The organism is Algoriphagus sp. 4150, assembly GCF_031457395.1.
Lineage (GTDB): Bacteria > Bacteroidota > Bacteroidia > Cytophagales > Cyclobacteriaceae > Algoriphagus.
The window spans coordinates 1-17,362 of the sequence record NZ_JAVDWS010000007.1 but is presented as its reverse complement, the minus strand read 5'-3'; the positions used below and the strand labels follow the sequence as shown (position 1 = coordinate 17,362).

The following is a 17,362-nucleotide window of genomic DNA, read 5'->3' as shown; positions in this document are numbered from 1 at the left end:
CTTTTGCACTCACTACCAAAGATTAATAGAAGGATAAACAAACATGGGAAAAATTTCATAGTGAATAACCTATCTTGGGAAATTGAATGTTGCTTTACAAAAGTCCTATGCTCAAAATAATGTAGTTTATCCACGCTTGCCTATTAACCCATTTCCCATGTCAGTCCATACCATCCTTGGTGCCAATGGCAACATAGCAAAGATCGTTTCTTCCGAACTTGCCAAATCAGGAAAACAGGTACGTCAATTCAGCAGAACTCCCAAAAAAGTAAATCCAACAGATGAACTGGTTTCCGGCGACTTGTTGGATGCTACTGCTGTGGCTGAGGCAGTAAAAGGCTCAGCCATAGTATTTCTATTAGCTGGCATTCAATACAAATCAGCTGTTTGGGAAAGAGACTGGCCTATTATCATGAGGAATACATTGGATGCTTGCATTGCCCATGGATCCAAACTGGTCTTCTTCGACAATATGTACGCCTGCGATCCGTCCCAAGTCAGTCATCTCACGGAAGAAACACCCCTCAATCCCAAAAGCAGAAAAGGAAAAGTCAGAAAGAAGATCTTGGACATGCTATGGAATGAGGTGAAAAGCGGAAAAATTTCCGCAATTGTAGCCAGAGCCCCTGATTTCTATGGGCCGGATGCCAGCAATTCTGTACTGGATGAATTGGTAATCAAACGGATGAAAACCGGTAAAAATGCACAATGGCTCTATTCCAGAGACAAAAAGCATTCCTTCATCTATATTCCCGACGCAGGAAAAGCTACAGCATTTCTAGCCTTGCAGGAAGATTCCTGGAATCAGACATGGAATTTGCCCACCGATGATTCCTATCCTTCGGTAAAAGAAATTGTGGAAATCATCAATCATCAGCTTGGTACCCAACTCAAACTGCAAGTGATGCCGGCTTGGCTGGTCAGCATCCTCGGGCTTTTTATGCCTGTGATGAAAGAAATCGCAGAACTTCGCTATCAGTTGGATTCAAACTATTGTTTTGATTCCTCTAAGATTGAGAAAGTCTACGGACTCAAACCTACAACGATGAAGGAAGGGTTGAGTTTTTGCTTGAAAGACTGAAATCACTTGATGTTAAGCTGTAATGTGTACAGTATAATCCCATCATCTTCTGTCTCGGATAAGCCTGCGACTTTGGAGACTACAAATTCTCCGTTTTTATTAAGCACTGTAGGACTATCACTAGTGGCCGGAAATGCCAGGTCTGTTGCAAGTTGATTGAAGTCTTTGTCAAAAATTGCAGCATAAAATGGATCAGCCTTCCGTACTGACATCATGTATGCATGCATATCATTTCCCCTTTCAGTATGATTTTCCTCAGAGAGCCCTCTGTGATAAACCGCCACATAATATTCTTCTGACTTAAAGAGATTGGTAACTGCACCTCCTATTTGTTTAGTGTTCAAAAGATAATATTGCGAGGGATCATCTGAAGAACTCGGTATATTTTCTACCCATCCGGGGATGTCAATAGTTACTGTTTTCTCATAATCAAATCCCAAATCCCCCTTCTGATACACATAGATTTTTGGCTCAAACCAGGTACTTAAAAGTAAATTTTCTTCCGTTCGGGTATAAACAGGAAACAACATTCCATGCATCTGACCATCTCGCAAAGCAGAAGACTCTGGCAGTCGTACAGTAGTTACCGTATCTCCTGTCTCAACATTCTTTCCTTCAATGATAGGTGAATTATAAAGTGTTTGGTAAAAATCAATTTCTCCCATTCCTATACTTGAAGAAGCCGGCCATGGCTTTGGATAATATATCATGCTTTCATTCTGGAAAACCCCCAATTTCTGAAAGAACATATAAGGCTGAAATTCATATGGAATCTTAATCTCCCCTACTTTAACAGAATCCCTAAATCTCAAATAGCCTTTGGTCTCAGACATCACAGTCACGTCGCCTTCCAGATATCCTATGCCCAATACCGAAGCAACTGCATCTACCCCGTCAGGATTCAATTTATGATGAGTGAGAACTTCTCCGGTTTGTGTCACTTCCATATACTCCATAAAATCATCTGTTACAACCAGATACTTGTCTAGCTCAGAATCATAATCTATTAGCCTCATTTCTCCCAGATAATCAATTTCGACGGAATCAATGATGTCAAAAGAAAAAGAAATGTCTTCATTCTTCACAGCATCTGTCTTTCGATTGCTGCAGGAAAAAATTGCCAAGGCAGTTATTGACAAAAATGTTATTCTAAGAATAAGTGACATGGATCTTGATTTGAAAGTTTTTTTTAAATGGATTATGTGTATCCGCATCTATGCACGTACTAGAATTATGTCTTGCGCTAGCCTTGGAAAAATCCCCCTTGCCCTCCGCCGCGGCGGAGGGATTTGCCAAATTTGAACTTCTAGCATTAATTCAAAGTACATACGTGCAGTTAAGCGGATACACATAAAATGGATTGATTAAAACTATTGAAAGTCTACTTTTCAGTCAATTTCAATTTATACAAAATAATCCCATCATCTTCAGTTTCGGATAAACCGGCAACCTTGGATACGACCAATTCTCTTTCATTATTGACCACCATCGGGTAATTGCTTGTAATAGGGAACGCGACATTCGTAGCCAACTGATTGAAGTCCTTATCGAAAATTGCGGCATAACTTGGATTCTTTTTCCTTCGGGAGAGCCCTCCGTCGGTTGGAGGACCCAGTTCAGACATCTGCGCTTCTGAAATCCCTTTGTTATAGACAATCACATAGTTATCTCCCACCTTGAAGAAGTTGGTCAGACTGCCTGACAATTTCTTTGAAAAACCTTCAAAAAATTGCTCTGCCTTGTCCAAAGGGACAGGATCATAGTGAACCCAATCCGGAATATTCACATCCACAGTTCTTTCATATTCAAACTGATCCCCTACCTTATTGTACACATAGATTCTTGGTTCTAACCACATGCTTAGGAGCAACTTATTCTGATCCATGGTATATACCGGTATAGGAAACCCATGAACTTGCCCATCTAATAGTTTCGAATTTTCCGGTAATCTCACCACTCCCATGGTATCCTGGTTAGTTTTATCAAGCGAACTGAGTATGGGAAGTCTGTACAACTTTTTATAAAATTCTCCTTCATCCATATTCACTGCAAATGTCTCTGGCCAAAGTGATGGGAAATAAGTTTTGTCCTTATCTCTAAAAACTCCAAGCTTTGGGTAAAACATGAATACTTGGTAATTATATGGAATAGGGATTTTACCAACTTTGGAAGAATCCACAAATTGATAGTACCCGCTGGTTTGCGTCAAAACAGTGACCTTTCCATCTACATATCCTAAGCCCAAAGATGTCTCCACAGCATCTATTCCTTCAGGATTGAATTTATTATGATTCAGGATTTTCCCCTTATCATCCACTTCGAGATATTCATAATATACATCCGTAGTCAACAGATATTTGTCTGCATCAGGATCAAAGTCGATCAGCATCATTTCGCCGAGATAATCTATCTGAACAGAGTCAGTGATTTCCAGAGTAAAGCTTTTTGAGGCGGTGTTACTTTCATTGTTTTTGCCACAGGACAGAAGTCCAAAAGCCAGTGAGCAAAGAGCAAATTGCGATAAATTGAGTTTCATGAGAAAAATTTTAGGATAAAAAACACCGGAGTCAATTATATGATTTTCAAAATCTTACTTTAAAGAAATAAAAATCACAAGCAACTCCAACTACCTCCATTGCACGTTAACCGGTTTTAACGAAATAGGAGTATGATAAAGTAAGGACAATGCGTTTTCAAAACGTCCCTAAGAGATGTAAAAGCGGTTGTGAGTCTCATAAGCTACCGGCCGCTGTCCCGATGGGACAAATCTCCTACACTACTTGATATGCTTGCCGTAGATTATGAAAAAAAACCACAGGCAAAAGCAACTGTGTCCTCCGCACTTCCTTCGTGTGCTTTGCGATTAAAAAAGACATTTAAAAAAAAACACAAATTAGGACTTCACACACGGCTATAAAAGCGGAACTTCTGTAAAATGCTATCTGCGAAAATTCGCGTCTTTTCCTGCGCTAATCAGCGGAAACTCTTTCTAATACATTAAAAAACTTAAAAAAAGTCTCGATTATGTCCAGATCTAAAAATCCGATTGTCTTAGAGGTATAACAATCAAAATTCTAACGTCATGGAAAAGCGAATTAATTTATTTGAAAAAGCAACAGATGGTCTTAAACCAATCTTTGCAATGGGAACCTATCTAAAAAAAGCGAGCATCGAAAAATCATTGCATGAGCTGATTGTCTTCAGAGTTTCTCAGATCAATAGCTGTGCGTTTTGTCTGGATATGCATTCCAAGGACGCCCGGGCAGCGGGCGAAACTGAGCAGCGGCTGTATGGCCTAAGTGCATGGAGAGAAACTCCCTATTACACAGATCGTGAAAGAGCTGCCCTGGCTTGGGCAGAAGCGATTACCGTTGCCAAAGTCAGCGATGAGGTCTATGCAAAAGTAAGTGGACACTTCACCGAAGAGGAATTGATAGATCTAACATTGATCGCAACCAATATTAATACATGGAACAGATTGCAGTCAGCTTTTCCAGTAAAAGCGGGCTCCTATACAGTGGGGCAATTCGGTTGATTCTGTAACTTTAAAAAAACAATACTATGGAAGAGTTCTTATTGATATTCAGAAGAGATTTCAACTCCAAGGATAGCCAACCCTCAGCGGAAGGATTACAAAATAATCTGAAACTGTGGCAGGATTGGTTTGAGAAACTAACGGCAGAAGACACACTTTCCCGCCCAATCCAGCGCTGGGACCGTGAAGGGAAAATTGTGAAATCAAAGAATCAGGTTCTCAATGGCCCCTATGTGGAGATCAAAGAAGCTATTGGAGGCATGATTTTCATCAAAGCTGCCAACTATGATGAAGCGGCTGAAATAGCCAATGGATGTCCGGTCTTGGAACTCGGCGGAAATGTGGAGATAAGAAAAGCAGTGACACCTGCAGATCATTAATTAGAAGGGAAAAGCGACTTTTAACATTCGCTTTTCCCTTCTGACTTTAGCGAAGTTTTTAACTTTTTATATCCAAGAATGCCGGACAAAGAAGACTTGCTCCCCCACCTCTTCCGAAACGAATACCAAAAGATCGTGTCAGTCTTGATTAATCTTTTTGGGATAGCTCATGTGGAAGTGGCCGAAGATATTGTCAGTGATACCTTTCTGTCAGCTACAGAGAACTGGAGCCATCATGGATTACCCGACAATCCTACAGCCTGGCTTTATACCGTAGCCAAAAACAAAACAAAAAATCATCTAAAACGAAGCCATTTATTTGACTCCAAACTTTCCCCTCAACTAAAAAGAGATTCGCCATTAAATGAGGAAATCGAACTGGATTTATCTTACCAGAATATCTCCGACAGCCAGCTGGCAATGATATTCGCAGTCTGCAGCCCAATCATTCCGACTGCATCCCAGATTGCTTTAGCCCTGAATTTACTTTGCGGCTTTGGCGCACAGGAGATCGCTGACGCTTTTGTAACCAATAAAGAGGTGATCTATAAGCGCATAAAGCGGGCAAAAGAAACACTGAAAGAAGCAAATCTTCCCATCTCCCAACCGAGTATAACTGAAATCACCGAAAGACTCGAGACTGTCCTGACTACGCTATATCTTTTGTTTTCGGAAGGCTATTATTCTACTTCACAGCAGACCAACCTCCGAAAGGATTTTTGTATGGAGGCGATGCGCTTAAATTATATGCTGATCCAAAATGCCGCTACCAATGTCCCGAAGGTAAACGCCTTGATGGCTCTAATGTGCTTTCACTCCTCCCGCTTCGATGCCCGCACCAATAAACTGGGAGAAAGTGTGCTGTACCATGAACAGGATGAAAATCTCTGGAACCAAGAACTTATTGCGCGTGGGAACTACTTTCTAAACAATGCTGCTACCGGAACCCACCTGTCAAAATATCATTTGGAAGCAGGAATCGCAGCTTGCCATACCCGGAAAGGCGATACTCCGACCAAATGGCAGCAAATCCTGCAAAGCTATGATCATCTGCTACAGCTGGAATACTCGCCGATAGCTGCCCTCAATAGAGTCTATGCACTCTCCAAAGTATCAGGAGCAAAAAGCGCTATCAAAGAAGCAGAAAAACTAGACCTCAAAGACAATCAATTCTATTATTCGCTTCTGGGAAAACTCTATTCTGATGTCGATCCAGAACTCGCACTCTCCCACTATCAAACTGCCTTAAAACTGGCCAATGCAACGTGTGACCAAATGTTGATCAGGAGAAATATGGAAGAACTTAAAAGTCCGGAAAACTAATTCCTCGGATACTATATCATGTCCCTACGGAAGTAAAAATGGAGAGACAATATCCTTTAAGGTAGGCACCACTTCGTCTTCAAACCATGGATTTCTCCTCCTCCACATAAGATTGCGGGGCGAGGGATGTACGAGGGGCATAAACTCGGGTAGATAAGTCTCATAATTCCTCACTGTCTCAGTCAGGCTTTTCCCACAGTTCTTTCCCAGATAATATTTCTGCGCATATTGCCCAATCAACAAGGTTAATCGGATCTCAGGCATCACTGCCCTCATTTGAGCATGCCATGTAGGTGCGCATTCCGGCCGGGGTGGCATATCTCCTCCTTTGCCCCTCCCGGGATAGCAGAATCCCATCGGCATGATCCCAAAGATCTTCGGGTCATAAAACTGCTCTTTTTCGACCCCGAGCCATCGCCGGAGTTCATTACCGCTGGCATCGTTCCAGGGAATTCCTGTAGCATGGACTTTTGTTCCGGGTGCCTGACCAATGACAAGAATTTTGCTTTTTGGATGGATCGAGAAGACAGGCAAGGGACCTAGTGGCAAAAACTCCTTGCATATAGTACAAGCCTGTGCTTCAGTAACTAACCTAAGAAAACTATTCATCAGCAATCATTTTTATCGTTTTTATACATTTTTTTATGAGGAACCGAAAGTAATGCAGTGTTCATCTGTTTATTATATTGATTTTGTAGTAAATTAAAGGTCTAGCCTCTTGAGCTTCAACCTATTACTTTATCACCACCGGTTAAATCCACCTGACCATGTTAGCCCGTATTTAGTAAAATATCTTTCAACCACATATCCCTTACATCATGAAAAATACTTGCTCCTTTCTTATCCTTATTTTTATTTGTTCAGGATGTTTTTCTTCCAAGGATTACGTGACCAACTATGACTACAATTATCAAGCATCATTTAAAAGATACAAAACCTTTGCATTTGTAGTTCCTACGGAAAAAGACACCAGCATAATTTCACCTGTTTTAAGTGCAACTATTGGTGCTAGATTGGGTTCTCAGGGATTTAGAGAAAATGACACCAAACCGGACTTATTGGTGAGTTATAAAATTTTCACTGATTCCATTAGATACCGTGGCTATGTTCAACCCGAATTCGATTATTGGTTAAAGCGTGTAGGAACTGTGCCTGAGACAGATGAAGGCGAACTCGACAAAGAGCAGGAAAAAGACGAGACCTACAATCAGGTCAGGTACACACAAAACCAAGGCATGCTGGTAATCTATGTGATTGACAGCAAAAGAGGGAATACGATCTGGCAAGGATATACAGCTGCCAATTTTGACTTGGATTCTCCACATTTCCAATCTGACATCACCCGGGCGGCTTATCGCGTAATGAATGAATTCAAAGTTCTGAATAGGCAATTGGAATAATAATTCATTTTCCTGAGTAATCCCCTAGGCAAGTTGTGTAGTCATTCCACAGTTTTTTAAAGAAGTTCCCCTATTGTTTTGGAGCTTCTTTTTTTTGTCTACCCCCAGCCTACACGCTTCATTTGAGCCTTTTGAATACTTTCAGGGGAAAAACCAACAGATTTACGGTTGTGGCAATGGCTTTGAAATAGGTGATCGAAATACAAAGAAATCAATTATGAAAAAATCACTTATTGTTACCGGACTGTTGAGCGCCACTGTGATGGTCTCATGTGTTTCAAAGAAAAAATACACAGAACTAGAAGGCAATCTTTTTAAAACCCAAACTGAACTGGCCACTACCGCTCAAGAAAAAGCCGAGCTCGAAGAGAAAATGCAAATCATAGAGAATAGAGTGGCAGAGTATAATGCAAGGATCAATTCTCTACGTGACACCAATGACGCATTGACACTGCAAAACGACGGTATGCTTAGCTTAGAGGGTGCGACACTGATGTCCAAAAACTCTAAGGAAAAAATGAAGCAAACCCTAGCCAATGTAGACCCTAATAAACTGGCTCAGGCACAAACTCTGGAAGATTCTGTCAATCTGGCAGTTGAATACAATCTAAAGAAGAACATCACAGAAACTACGGTAGATGGAGATGAAGATGATGTCAATATCAGCATTGACCAGACTGTAGTAATGATCTCAGTATCTGACAAACTGCTATTCAACACAGGTAGCTACAGAATTAGCACCAAAGCTGATCCTCTGTTGGCAAAATTAGCTGAGGTGATCAATGCAGAGCCAAGCTTACAAGTGATGATCGAGGGACATACGGATCCAAGAACGATTTCTACAGGAGTAGTTCAGGATAACTGGGATCTTTCGGTGAAAAGAGCCACAAGTATTGTCAGAAAACTTCAGGAAGATTACAATGTAGCTCCTGAAAAGATGATTGCAGCAGGAAGAGCGAGCTATATGCCACTGGTAGACAATGATACTCCTGAAAATATGGCGATTAACAGAAGAACAAGAATCGTATTGATTCCTGATTTGGATATGTTCTTTGCGATGCTATAAGATTAAAACCACCAACTACGATTAACCACCACAACCAAAAAAGCAGGCTTCCGAGCCTGCTTTTTTTATGAAAATTTCAGTAAATTAAACCCTACTAAAGGGCTTATAATTTTGACACAGAAGAAATTAGATGAATTAACTTACAAAATAAATGGTGCTGCCATTGAGGTTCATAAGCATGTAGGCCCCGGACTGCTGGAAAGTGTATATCATAAATGCCTCGCAGAAGAACTAAGACAAAGAAATATTCTTTTCCATCAAGAAATTCGTATTCCTATTCTGTACAAGGGAATTTCAGTCACAGCTGATTTAAGGGTAGATTTTTTTATTGAAGAGAATGTAATAGTTGAAATAAAGTCAGTTTCTGAAATCCTTCCAATACATCAAGCACAATTAATGACTTATATGAAATTAATGAAAGCCCCAAAAGGTATTTTACTGAATTTCAATGTAGTAAATCTCTATCATGAAGGACAAAAAACTTTTGTCAATAATTACTTCTCCAATTTAGACAGAGGCTAAGATTGTTTAACCACAAAGTCATAAAGAAAGCAAAGAAGCTAGATTTGCTTTCTTCTACTTTGAAATATTTTAAATTTCTCTTCTTTATTGACTTTGCGACTTTGTGGTAACAATCAATAGAACGGTTTCAATCCAGCACATTCAAGGTACCCAAGGCGTGCTGCATCAAGACTTCCTGGAAATACAGTGTATAAATGGCCTGGGCCTGATCAGCCTGAGCGCTCACTAGTTGCTGATTGGCAGTTGCCAAATCCACGAAATTGGAAATCCCCAGTCGAAAACGCTCTGAAATTGCATTTTGAGCCTCCTCAGCTGCCATCACCTGTACCCTGGTATTTCCCTGCTTCTTCACTGCAGCTATATAGTTGAGATGGGCCAGTTTCACATCTTGGTAGATCTTCCTGTCTATTGATTCCTTCTGCAGAATTTGGTTTTTATAAGCTACCCGGCTTCTACTTACATCCACTCTGTTTTGGAAATTATTGAATATTGGAACAGCTAGGCTAAGTCCAATTATATTCTGAGGATATATTTTCAGGAGTTGGTTCCTGAGACTCCTGTCGTCAAGTGTAGTAAAGAAAGTATTGTAATTGTAAAATGCATTTATTCTAGGGTAATACATTGCCTTGATGGCTTGCATATCCTTTTGGTAGGAAGTTGCCAAAAGCTTCTGCTGAGTACCATCAGCACGATTTGACTGGGCTATATCATACAATTCCTCCATGCTCATACTTCCCATGCTTATTTCATCTGTACGGGAATCGACTGATTCCAGAAGAGGCACTACTCCTGTCTCCAGTTGCAGGTATTCCGACAGATCCCACACATCATTCTGGTATTGTAGTTCAGCATCCACCAGTACCGATTCCAGTCTCGCCACCTCAGATTGCTGATTGTACTTGTCAGACAGGGTACGAAGCCCTGCATCCACAAACCCATCAATCTGCCTTAATGTTTCTTTCTGGTTCTCCAGATTCTCAATAGCTATTCTCACCAATTCCTTGTCCAATAGTACTTGAAGGTATCTTCTGGACACATCAAACATCACTTGCTGCGATGCTCTATCGAGTCCCTTTTCTCCGGCTTCATAAGCCAATTTTGCTGATTGAGTATCCAAAATCCTTCTTCTCGAATTGAAAACTGGCATATTTACATTCAATCCGGCATTCACAACTTCATTGGTTACACTTGTCACGACGATCTCACCCTCTATTTGTTGAGTTTGCTGTCCCGCCTGTCGGCCAAATGAGCTATTGAAATTTGCATTCGGAAGATGGGAAAGCAGAGCTGACTGCTTCTCCAGCTTTAATACTTCCATATTATTGGACTGGGTCCGGTAATCCACGTTTGCAGCCAAAGCCAAATCCACTGCCTGACGGAAGTTAATCCTTAATGTATCCTGAGCCTGAAGAGTACCTGCAAGCAAGACTGCCGTAATAAGGCCTAAATACTTCTTACACATGAACAATCGCTTCATCTTTTTCTATTTTACCATCCAGCATATCGATTAGCCGTGTGCCGTAATCCGCATTTTCTCTAGCATGCGTAGCCTGAACTATAGTAGTACCTTCGCGGTGCAATTCCTGAAAGACCTCCATGATTTCCTTCGCCTGACCGGAGTGTAAATTTCCCGTAGGCTCATCAGCCAGAAGCACCCGGGGTTTTCCCGCCACAGCTCTCGCTATACCGACCAGCTGCTGCTGTCCTCCGGAAAGTTGGGCTGGAAAAAGATCCTTTTTGGCTACCATATTGAATCTATCCAGAAGATTCGCTATGATGCTTTTACGCTCATTGGAAGATACGTTTCTGTACAGAAGCGGAGTCTCTATATTCTCATACACTGTCAATTCATCGATCAAATGATAGGCTTGGAAGATGTATCCGAATTCACTTTTATGCAGTGCTGCCCGTTCGCGCTCTTTCATTTTTTTAATATTTCTATCACCAAAAAAATATTCCCCATCGTAGTCCTCATCCAGCAAACCCAAAATATTCATCAAGGTGGATTTACCTGCTCCACTCGGCCCCATAAGAGTGATAAATTCCCCTTCTTTTATAGTAAGATCTATTCCTTTGAGAATAAATACACGCTGGAATCTTGATTCTATGTATTTATCTAAGTTTTTGAGTTCAATCATTTTAATGATACTTATATAGTTAGTATTTAATTAATCTGTTTTTAGTGTTTTGGCAGGATTCAATCTGAATACCTTCCAGCTTCTATATCCTATAGTCAATCCTGCCAGCAATAACACCGGCAAAATCGACAAAATATAAGGCCATGGGGAGAATGAAACCCGGTTAGCAAAGGACTGCAGCCAAGTATCACTAAACCAAAGTCCAAAACCAATCGCCAATACTGAGGCTACTAAGAGCAACTTGAAGAAATCAGATGCCAATACCGAGATGACATCCTTTTGAGTAGCACCATGCACTTTTCGGATACTGATCTCCCGTGTCCTGCGAAGTGCTACATAGGAGACTAATCCAAATAAACCCATGCATGCAATCAAAACAGCTATGCCCGAGAACAGGGTAAAAATCACACCTACCCGCTCTTCTGAGCGATAAAGCTGTGCATATTCCTGATCTATGAATTTATAGTTGAATGGTCGTTCCGGAACAAGTTTTTTCCAAACTTCTTCAAGAGTAGCAAGAGTAGCAGCTGGATTTCCTGGAGGTATTTTCACCAGAAGCACGTTCGCATTTCCCTGATCCTTAAATATACCCAGCGGGCCAATGTTTTCATGCAAGGAATTAAAATAGAAATCCCCCACCACAGCTTTAATTCTTGCATCTGAATGCCCAAAATTCACCGTTTTTCCAATGGCCTCTTCAGCATTCCAGCCCATTTCCCTGATAGCTGATTCATTAAGGATAATCGGAACCAAGTCTTCCTTATCATTAGCTTCCTCTCTGGAGAAATCATTATCATTGAGATCAGTACCTGCGAGAATTGTAAGGTTTAATGTTTTCACTATATCTTCATCTGTGGAATATCCCGTAATCATAAACTCACGCTGATTGTCTCCACCCGGAAATATCCTATATCCTGCCTTGATATGTACAGGTATATCTCCCGCAAGGGCTATGGAACTCGCAGCACCACTTTTCAGCATTTCAGCCTTCATTGTTTCTACTGCATTTCGCATACTATAGTGATAGGGTAACGTTATCACTTGTTCCCTATCGTAGCCCAAACTGACATTTTGCATGTGATCCAGCTGATTTTTCACGATAAAAGTAGCTATCAGCAGCCCGATGGAAACAAAGAATTGGAATACAACCAGAGATTTTCTCACCCAAGCTCCTCCACCCATTTTCGTTTTATTTGCCAGCGCTTTGATCGGCTCCATGCCTGACAAAATCAAAGCCGGATACATGCCTGCCAACAAGCCAACGATCAGAATCAATCCTATAATAAAGCCAAGCCCACCAAGATTAATTAAAGAATCCGCGCTAAGCGAGACGCCACTGATTGCTGAGAATTTGGGTAGAATCAAATACAAAAGCAGCACGCTCAATACCGAAGCTGCAAAGGTGAGTAGCGTAGATTCAGAGACAAACTGACCAAACAGTTGTCCCCTACCCGCTCCCATCGCTTTGCGAAGCCCAACTTCCTTGTTACGCTCGGTAGCTTCTGCCGTGGCCAAATTCACATAATTGATAATCCCTATCGCAATAAGCAACAAGGCAACTATTCCGAAAATATATAAGTAGCGAATGTCGGTTCCCGGCTTGATGCTGCCCAGCGATTGGTCTCCCAAATGTATATCACTGACCGGCTGCAGGTGGAAAAACGTCCTATAGCCATATTGCGCCAGTTCTTTGCCAAGATATTTTTCTTTGATTTTCTCTACTTTATCCTGAAAATCAACCACATTCGTTCCTGATTTCAGTTTTACGTAAGTGTAGTAATTGCTTGGAGACCATTCAGGATTTTTCCCATGTCTATGGGATTTGAAAGATGCCAAAAAGTCAAATACCATGTGACTGTTGCTTGGGAAATCTTCCATCACTCCGGATACCGTGAAGTCCATACCTTCAACCTTTAGAACTTTGCCCACAGCCGATCCGGCATCACCGAAATAGCGATCAGCAGTACTTCTGGTCAGCACAAGAAGATTTGGTTCCGACAATACCTGGCTTGGATTCCCTGACAAAAGATCAAAGTCAAATACCTTAAAAAAGTTTTCATCTGCATATGCGAAGGATTCCTCCTCCTGATTTCCTTCGCCGGCATCTATCAGTACAGAGGAGAAAATACTAAGGTCAAAAAGCAGTGTGCCTGTCTCCACATCAGGAATTTCATCGATCAGTGTAGGGATCAGACTGGAGGGAGTGGAACTGACTAACTGACTTTCTCCCTCAGACACAAATTCCTGATTGAACTTATAAATGCGCTCATACCCGGAATACATTTTATCATAACTCCACTCATGCTGGATATAGAGGCAAATAGCCAAAAAACTCACAATGGCTACCGTCAATCCAATAAGATTGATACCGGTGTACAGTTTGCGTTTCTGCAAATTGCGAAAGGATATTTTAAGGTAGTTTTTCCACATAAGGAATTGGAAGACTGGAAAATTTAAATGCTAATCGTTAAGAACTGTGTTGCAGGATTTCATTGCCCCACTGTGACTGTGACTTACTACTGCTTTTATTCTTTTCCACTTTTATGCCACAAAAAAATGCCTCTGAATAAACTCCAGAGGCATTTTTATACTTTTGGCAGGATTACTATCTCGAACATTTTTGTTCGCTGGCGAACAAAAAAAATTATCAATGACCAAGTTTCAAATTCAATGATCAATTCTTAAGACCAATGTCACACCTCAAATCCAATCTAAAATCTTGGCTCTTGAATCTAAAATCTTATATCTTGATACTTTCTACTAGAATCAAAACTTGCGATACTTTCCTTTCAGGAATTTATTGGCCTTCTTCTCAGTAAACTTCGCTTTTTTGCTATTCCAGTGCAGTGTCTCGTTGGGGAACCGGCCTGCAATCACTCCAAGCAAAATAGTTTCTGTCAATCTAGATGCATAGGAGAATGGTGCAGTGGTTTCACCCTTTCCTAGGCATGCATCCACAAACTGATGGTAATGTTTCTTGCTTTCGGAATCGTAATCTTTCACAGGCTTACCCAGATTAAATGATTCTATATCCATCTCTACATACTTGCCATCGACAATTTTTCGAGGCAACTGTTGGAAGTGCGGAAGCAACAGTCTGCCCTTTTCTCCCATAAACATTGCCCCTTGGTCTGGCAGCTCATCTCCATTTGGCAATACCAAATCCTCATGTGACGCCGGAGCCCCGATTCCATCATACCATACCCATTTCAACGTCTCAGCAGTATGCTTAGTCCCGGGAAATTCATAGGTTACTACATTATTTGCAGGAAAACCGAATCCTGTAGGCTCCCGGCACTCATTGATAATCGTACGGGGCACGTCGAGTTCAAGCGCATTGTATGGGGTGTCAAAAATATGCACCCCCATATCACCAAGTGTACCACAACCGTAATCCATGACTTTTCTCCAGTTTCCCGGATGATAGAAATCTTCTTTGTATGGACGCTCCGGGGCAGTTCCTTGCCATAGATTCCAATCCAAATTAGCAGGCACAGGATCTGCTCCTTCTGGCTCAGGCCCATCGTACCCCCAGTCTTTTGGTGACCAGGCGCGAACGGTATGCACTTTACCTATGATTCCGGATTGAATAAGTAAGGTCGCCAACTTGTAATCATAAAAAGAATGAACCTGAATACCCATCTGGGTTACTAGATTCTTCTTTGTAGCTAACTCATTCATCGCCCTTGCTTCACTGACATGATGCGTAAGTGGTTTTTGACAATAAACAGGCTTGTTCATTTCCATAGCCATCATAGATGCAGGAGCATGCGTATGATCCGGGGTAGAAACGATCACTGCATCTATTTCATTTTTCATATCTGCCAACATCTCCCGATAGTCAGCATAGGTTTTGGCATTTGGATGAAGTGCCTTTGCATTGGCCATCATGGCGGAATCTACATCGCAAAGCGCCACCACATCTACCAGCTCATGGGAAGAAATCGCATCCAAATCAGCCATCCCCATCATTCCAAGACCGATATGAGCCGTCCTCAGACGTTCACCGGCATTTAATCTGGCTAAGAGTGAAGGAGCCAAAGCAGCGCCTAACAGTCCTAAACCACTCTTTTTGACAAAATCTCTACGGTCAATACTTTCAATATTCTTACTCATGTTTTAATGAATTTATTTCCAGGTTATTTTATAGTTCTTTGATTCTGATATTTTCAAAACGGACTACTACAGGACAATATAAGGACAGCACCGGGGAAAACTGCTGTAAAAATCAGAAGCTCGAATTTTGTCACTAAGAAGTTCATTTGTTCTAAGTATTGGATTATAAGAATAATCGAAATGCAATTTAACTTTTCAAACCAATTTTGGCGTAAAAAACTTAATTAAAAATTTTATTTACGTCACTGGTTATTTATTGATTTTTTTGGAAAAGATAGTTTTTTATGATTATCCCAAATCGCACTGTCAACAGAACCTACCCCTCCTAAACCGGACATCTACCGTCCGGATCATTTTCTTTCCTTTTTCGTATCCCAAACTACCACTACATTGATATCAAATGGAGAAGAACGAAGCAGAAAGCTATTTCAAAGGACGTGGGTCACAGATTAAAACTGACAACAAATTCCTCAAGTACCGCTATGTCAGCGAGCATATTGAGGGACTGGATGAACCGCTGATCCAATCACCTCACACCAAAGTCTATCACGAGCATTCCAAAAGTATAGTAAACAAAATCGAAAGCCCTGACTTGGGCATGATGTACTCACTTAATCCGTACCAAGGTTGCGAACACGGGTGCAGCTATTGCTATGCAAGAAATACGCATGAATACTATGGGTTTGATGCGGGACTGGACTTCGAAAGTAAAATTATAGCTAAGGCAAATGCAGCCCAGCTTCTGGAAAAATTGTTTCATAAAGCTACCTGGAAACCCGTGCCGATCAGCATAGCAGGCAACACCGACTGCTACCAGCCGCTGGAGCGTAAGATGGAACTTACCAGAAGTCTGCTGAAAATCTTTGCCCGGTATCGTCATCCTGTAGGAATGATCACTAAAAACAGCCTGATCTTACGGGACAAAGATCTGCTTCAGGATCTGGCTCAGGATAGACTGATCAAAGTTTTTATTTCCATCACTTCACTCGATGAGCATGTGAGACGTACCATGGAACCGCGAACTGCCAGTGCATCCAAGAGGCTGAAAACAATAGAAGAACTTTCTTTGGCAGGTATTCCGGTGGGGGTCATGTGTGCCCCCATCATCCCGGGTCTGACTGATCACGAGACTCCCGCCATCCTCAAAGCCGCTGCAGACCACGGAGCTCTTACCGCAGGAATGACCGTAGTTCGGCTCAATGGCAGTGTAGGGCCGATTTTCGAAGACTGGATTCATAAAAACTTTCCCGACCGGGCACATAAAGTAATAGCTCAAATCTGCTCGATGCATGGCGGGCAACTCAATGATTCGCTGTTTGGAAGAAGGATGCGGGGAGAAGGCAAAGTCGCAGAAATGATCAATCTGCTATTTGCTACATCAAAACGGAAACATTTTGCGGGCAAAGCCATGCCCGAATTTGACCTTAGCAAGTTTCGAAAGGGTGGAAATTTGAATTTGTTTTAAAAGAGTACTAAGTAGCAAGAATTTAGTATCAAGATAACCTACCCACTTTGCCATCCTTCACGGCAGAGGGACTTACATTAATTTTTAAAATAAATCCCCCTAGCCCCCTTTGTAAAGGGAGAGTCGTGTCAACTGTACTTCAGATCTGCAATTAAAAAAGTGATCAATATCACTATTAATACTAGAAGTTCCATCGAGACAATTCCCCCTTTTTAAGGGGGCAAGGGGGATTTCTAGGATTTGACTCGTCCTGAATTGAGTTTACACAAAGTAAACTACTATGAAACGACAAAAAGAAAAAAAAACAAGGGGCATAGGATCTCTGAGTTGGGCAGA

15 protein-coding genes are annotated in these 17,362 nt (G+C 41.4%); 8 read left to right on the top strand and 7 right to left on the bottom strand.

The window, feature by feature from the left end:
* Positions 1-157 precede the first annotated feature (157 nt).
* Positions 158-1,081, top strand: a complete 924-nt coding sequence (locus J2X69_RS11205) for an NAD-dependent epimerase/dehydratase family protein (protein ID WP_310103142.1) — start codon at positions 158-160, stop codon at positions 1,079-1,081.
* A gap of 2 nt (positions 1,082-1,083) precedes the next feature.
* On the opposite strand, the gene J2X69_RS11200 is transcribed toward J2X69_RS11205, so the two are convergent.
* Together J2X69_RS11200 and J2X69_RS11195 are read right to left on the bottom strand one after the other, a co-directional pair.
* Positions 1,084-2,247: a hypothetical protein gene (locus tag J2X69_RS11200; RefSeq protein WP_310103140.1), complete on the bottom strand. Its 1,164-nt coding sequence runs from the start codon at positions 2,245-2,247 to the stop codon at positions 1,084-1,086.
* Between the two features lie 215 nt (positions 2,248-2,462).
* The gene (locus J2X69_RS11195; protein WP_310103138.1) at positions 2,463-3,617 is read right to left on the bottom strand and encodes a hypothetical protein; all 1,155 of its coding nucleotides are present in this window, start codon (positions 3,615-3,617) and stop codon (positions 2,463-2,465) included.
* 546 nt (positions 3,618-4,163) lie between these two features.
* Here J2X69_RS11195 and J2X69_RS11190 point away from each other — a divergent pair.
* The 3 genes from J2X69_RS11190 (at position 4,164) to J2X69_RS11180 (ending at position 6,319) form a co-directional block, all read left to right on the top strand.
* A complete protein-coding gene (locus J2X69_RS11190) occupies positions 4,164-4,616 on the top strand; it encodes a carboxymuconolactone decarboxylase family protein (RefSeq protein ID WP_310103135.1) in 453 nt (150 codons plus the stop codon).
* Between the two features lie 26 nt (positions 4,617-4,642).
* Positions 4,643-4,996, top strand: a complete 354-nt coding sequence (locus J2X69_RS11185) for a YciI family protein (RefSeq protein WP_310103132.1) — start codon at positions 4,643-4,645, stop codon at positions 4,994-4,996.
* 78 nt (positions 4,997-5,074) lie between these two features.
* On the top strand, positions 5,075-6,319 hold the full coding sequence (locus J2X69_RS11180; RefSeq protein ID WP_310103128.1) for a DUF6596 domain-containing protein: 1,245 nt from the start codon (positions 5,075-5,077) through the stop codon (positions 6,317-6,319).
* A gap of 24 nt (positions 6,320-6,343) precedes the next feature.
* Here J2X69_RS11180 and J2X69_RS11175 read toward each other — a convergent pair whose 3' ends face one another.
* Positions 6,344-6,928 carry a uracil-DNA glycosylase family protein gene (locus tag J2X69_RS11175; protein ID WP_310103125.1) on the bottom strand — a complete coding sequence of 195 codons (585 nt, stop codon included), beginning with the start codon at positions 6,926-6,928 and terminating at the stop codon, positions 6,344-6,346.
* A gap of 209 nt (positions 6,929-7,137) precedes the next feature.
* Here J2X69_RS11175 and J2X69_RS11170 point away from each other — a divergent pair, with 209 nt between their 5' ends.
* The 3 genes from J2X69_RS11170 to J2X69_RS11160 all read left to right on the top strand — a co-directional run bounded on the left by J2X69_RS11170 (position 7,138) and on the right by J2X69_RS11160 (position 9,307).
* Positions 7,138-7,719 carry a DUF4136 domain-containing protein gene (locus J2X69_RS11170; protein WP_310103123.1) on the top strand — a complete coding sequence of 194 codons (582 nt, stop codon included), beginning with the start codon at positions 7,138-7,140 and terminating at the stop codon, positions 7,717-7,719.
* 217 nt (positions 7,720-7,936) lie between these two features.
* Complete coding sequence (locus J2X69_RS11165; protein WP_310103118.1) at positions 7,937-8,785, top strand: OmpA family protein; 849 nt, start codon at positions 7,937-7,939, stop codon at positions 8,783-8,785.
* A 111-nt stretch (positions 8,786-8,896) separates the two neighbouring features.
* Positions 8,897-9,307: a GxxExxY protein gene (locus tag J2X69_RS11160; RefSeq protein WP_310103116.1), complete on the top strand. Its 411-nt coding sequence runs from the start codon at positions 8,897-8,899 to the stop codon at positions 9,305-9,307.
* A gap of 127 nt (positions 9,308-9,434) precedes the next feature.
* Here the strand turns inward: J2X69_RS11160 and J2X69_RS11155 are convergent, their stop codons facing one another.
* From J2X69_RS11155 to J2X69_RS11140, 4 genes are all read right to left on the bottom strand, one after another.
* Positions 9,435-10,784, bottom strand: a complete 1,350-nt coding sequence (locus tag J2X69_RS11155; RefSeq protein ID WP_310103113.1) for a TolC family protein — start codon at positions 10,782-10,784, stop codon at positions 9,435-9,437.
* Entirely contained in the window at positions 10,762-11,445 is a 684-nt protein-coding gene (locus tag J2X69_RS11150; protein ID WP_310103111.1) for an ABC transporter ATP-binding protein, read from the bottom strand. Before J2X69_RS11150 ends, J2X69_RS11155 begins: the two co-directional genes overlap by 23 nt.
* A 30-nt stretch (positions 11,446-11,475) precedes the next feature.
* Positions 11,476-13,839, bottom strand: a complete 2,364-nt coding sequence (locus tag J2X69_RS11145) for an FtsX-like permease family protein (RefSeq protein WP_310103108.1) — start codon at positions 13,837-13,839, stop codon at positions 11,476-11,478.
* Between the two features lie 372 nt (positions 13,840-14,211).
* A complete protein-coding gene (locus J2X69_RS11140; protein WP_310103105.1) occupies positions 14,212-15,561 on the bottom strand; it encodes a Gfo/Idh/MocA family oxidoreductase in 1,350 nt (449 codons plus the stop codon).
* A 400-nt stretch (positions 15,562-15,961) separates the two neighbouring features.
* On the opposite strand from J2X69_RS11140, the gene J2X69_RS11135 reads away from it, so the two are divergent.
* The gene (locus J2X69_RS11135) at positions 15,962-17,026 is read left to right on the top strand and encodes a PA0069 family radical SAM protein (protein ID WP_310103102.1); all 1,065 of its coding nucleotides are present in this window, start codon (positions 15,962-15,964) and stop codon (positions 17,024-17,026) included.
* Positions 17,027-17,362: the final 336 nt, after the last annotated feature.

Excerpts from the sequence above, each read along its gene's own strand:
- J2X69_RS11195 (WP_310103138.1), bottom strand. The coding sequence starts at position 3,617 with ATGAAACTCAATTTATCGCAATTTGCTCTTTGCTCACTGGCTTTTGGA.
- J2X69_RS11205 (WP_310103142.1), top strand. The coding sequence starts at position 158 with ATGTCAGTCCATACCATCCTTGGTGCCAATGGCAACATAGCAAAGATC.
- J2X69_RS11185 (WP_310103132.1), top strand. The coding sequence starts at position 4,643 with ATGGAAGAGTTCTTATTGATATTCAGAAGAGATTTCAACTCCAAGGAT.
- J2X69_RS11170 (WP_310103123.1), top strand. The coding sequence starts at position 7,138 with ATGAAAAATACTTGCTCCTTTCTTATCCTTATTTTTATTTGTTCAGGA.
- J2X69_RS11155 (WP_310103113.1), bottom strand. The coding sequence starts at position 10,784 with ATGAAGCGATTGTTCATGTGTAAGAAGTATTTAGGCCTTATTACGGCA.
- J2X69_RS11140 (WP_310103105.1), bottom strand. The coding sequence starts at position 15,561 with ATGAGTAAGAATATTGAAAGTATTGACCGTAGAGATTTTGTCAAAAAG.
- J2X69_RS11200 (WP_310103140.1), bottom strand. The coding sequence starts at position 2,247 with ATGTCACTTATTCTTAGAATAACATTTTTGTCAATAACTGCCTTGGCA.
- J2X69_RS11165 (WP_310103118.1), top strand. The coding sequence starts at position 7,937 with ATGAAAAAATCACTTATTGTTACCGGACTGTTGAGCGCCACTGTGATG.
- J2X69_RS11135 (WP_310103102.1), top strand. The coding sequence starts at position 15,962 with ATGGAGAAGAACGAAGCAGAAAGCTATTTCAAAGGACGTGGGTCACAG.
- J2X69_RS11190 (WP_310103135.1), top strand. The coding sequence starts at position 4,164 with ATGGAAAAGCGAATTAATTTATTTGAAAAAGCAACAGATGGTCTTAAA.
- J2X69_RS11175 (WP_310103125.1), bottom strand. The coding sequence starts at position 6,928 with ATGAATAGTTTTCTTAGGTTAGTTACTGAAGCACAGGCTTGTACTATA.
- J2X69_RS11180 (WP_310103128.1), top strand. The coding sequence starts at position 5,075 with ATGCCGGACAAAGAAGACTTGCTCCCCCACCTCTTCCGAAACGAATAC.
- J2X69_RS11150 (WP_310103111.1), bottom strand. The coding sequence starts at position 11,445 with ATGATTGAACTCAAAAACTTAGATAAATACATAGAATCAAGATTCCAG.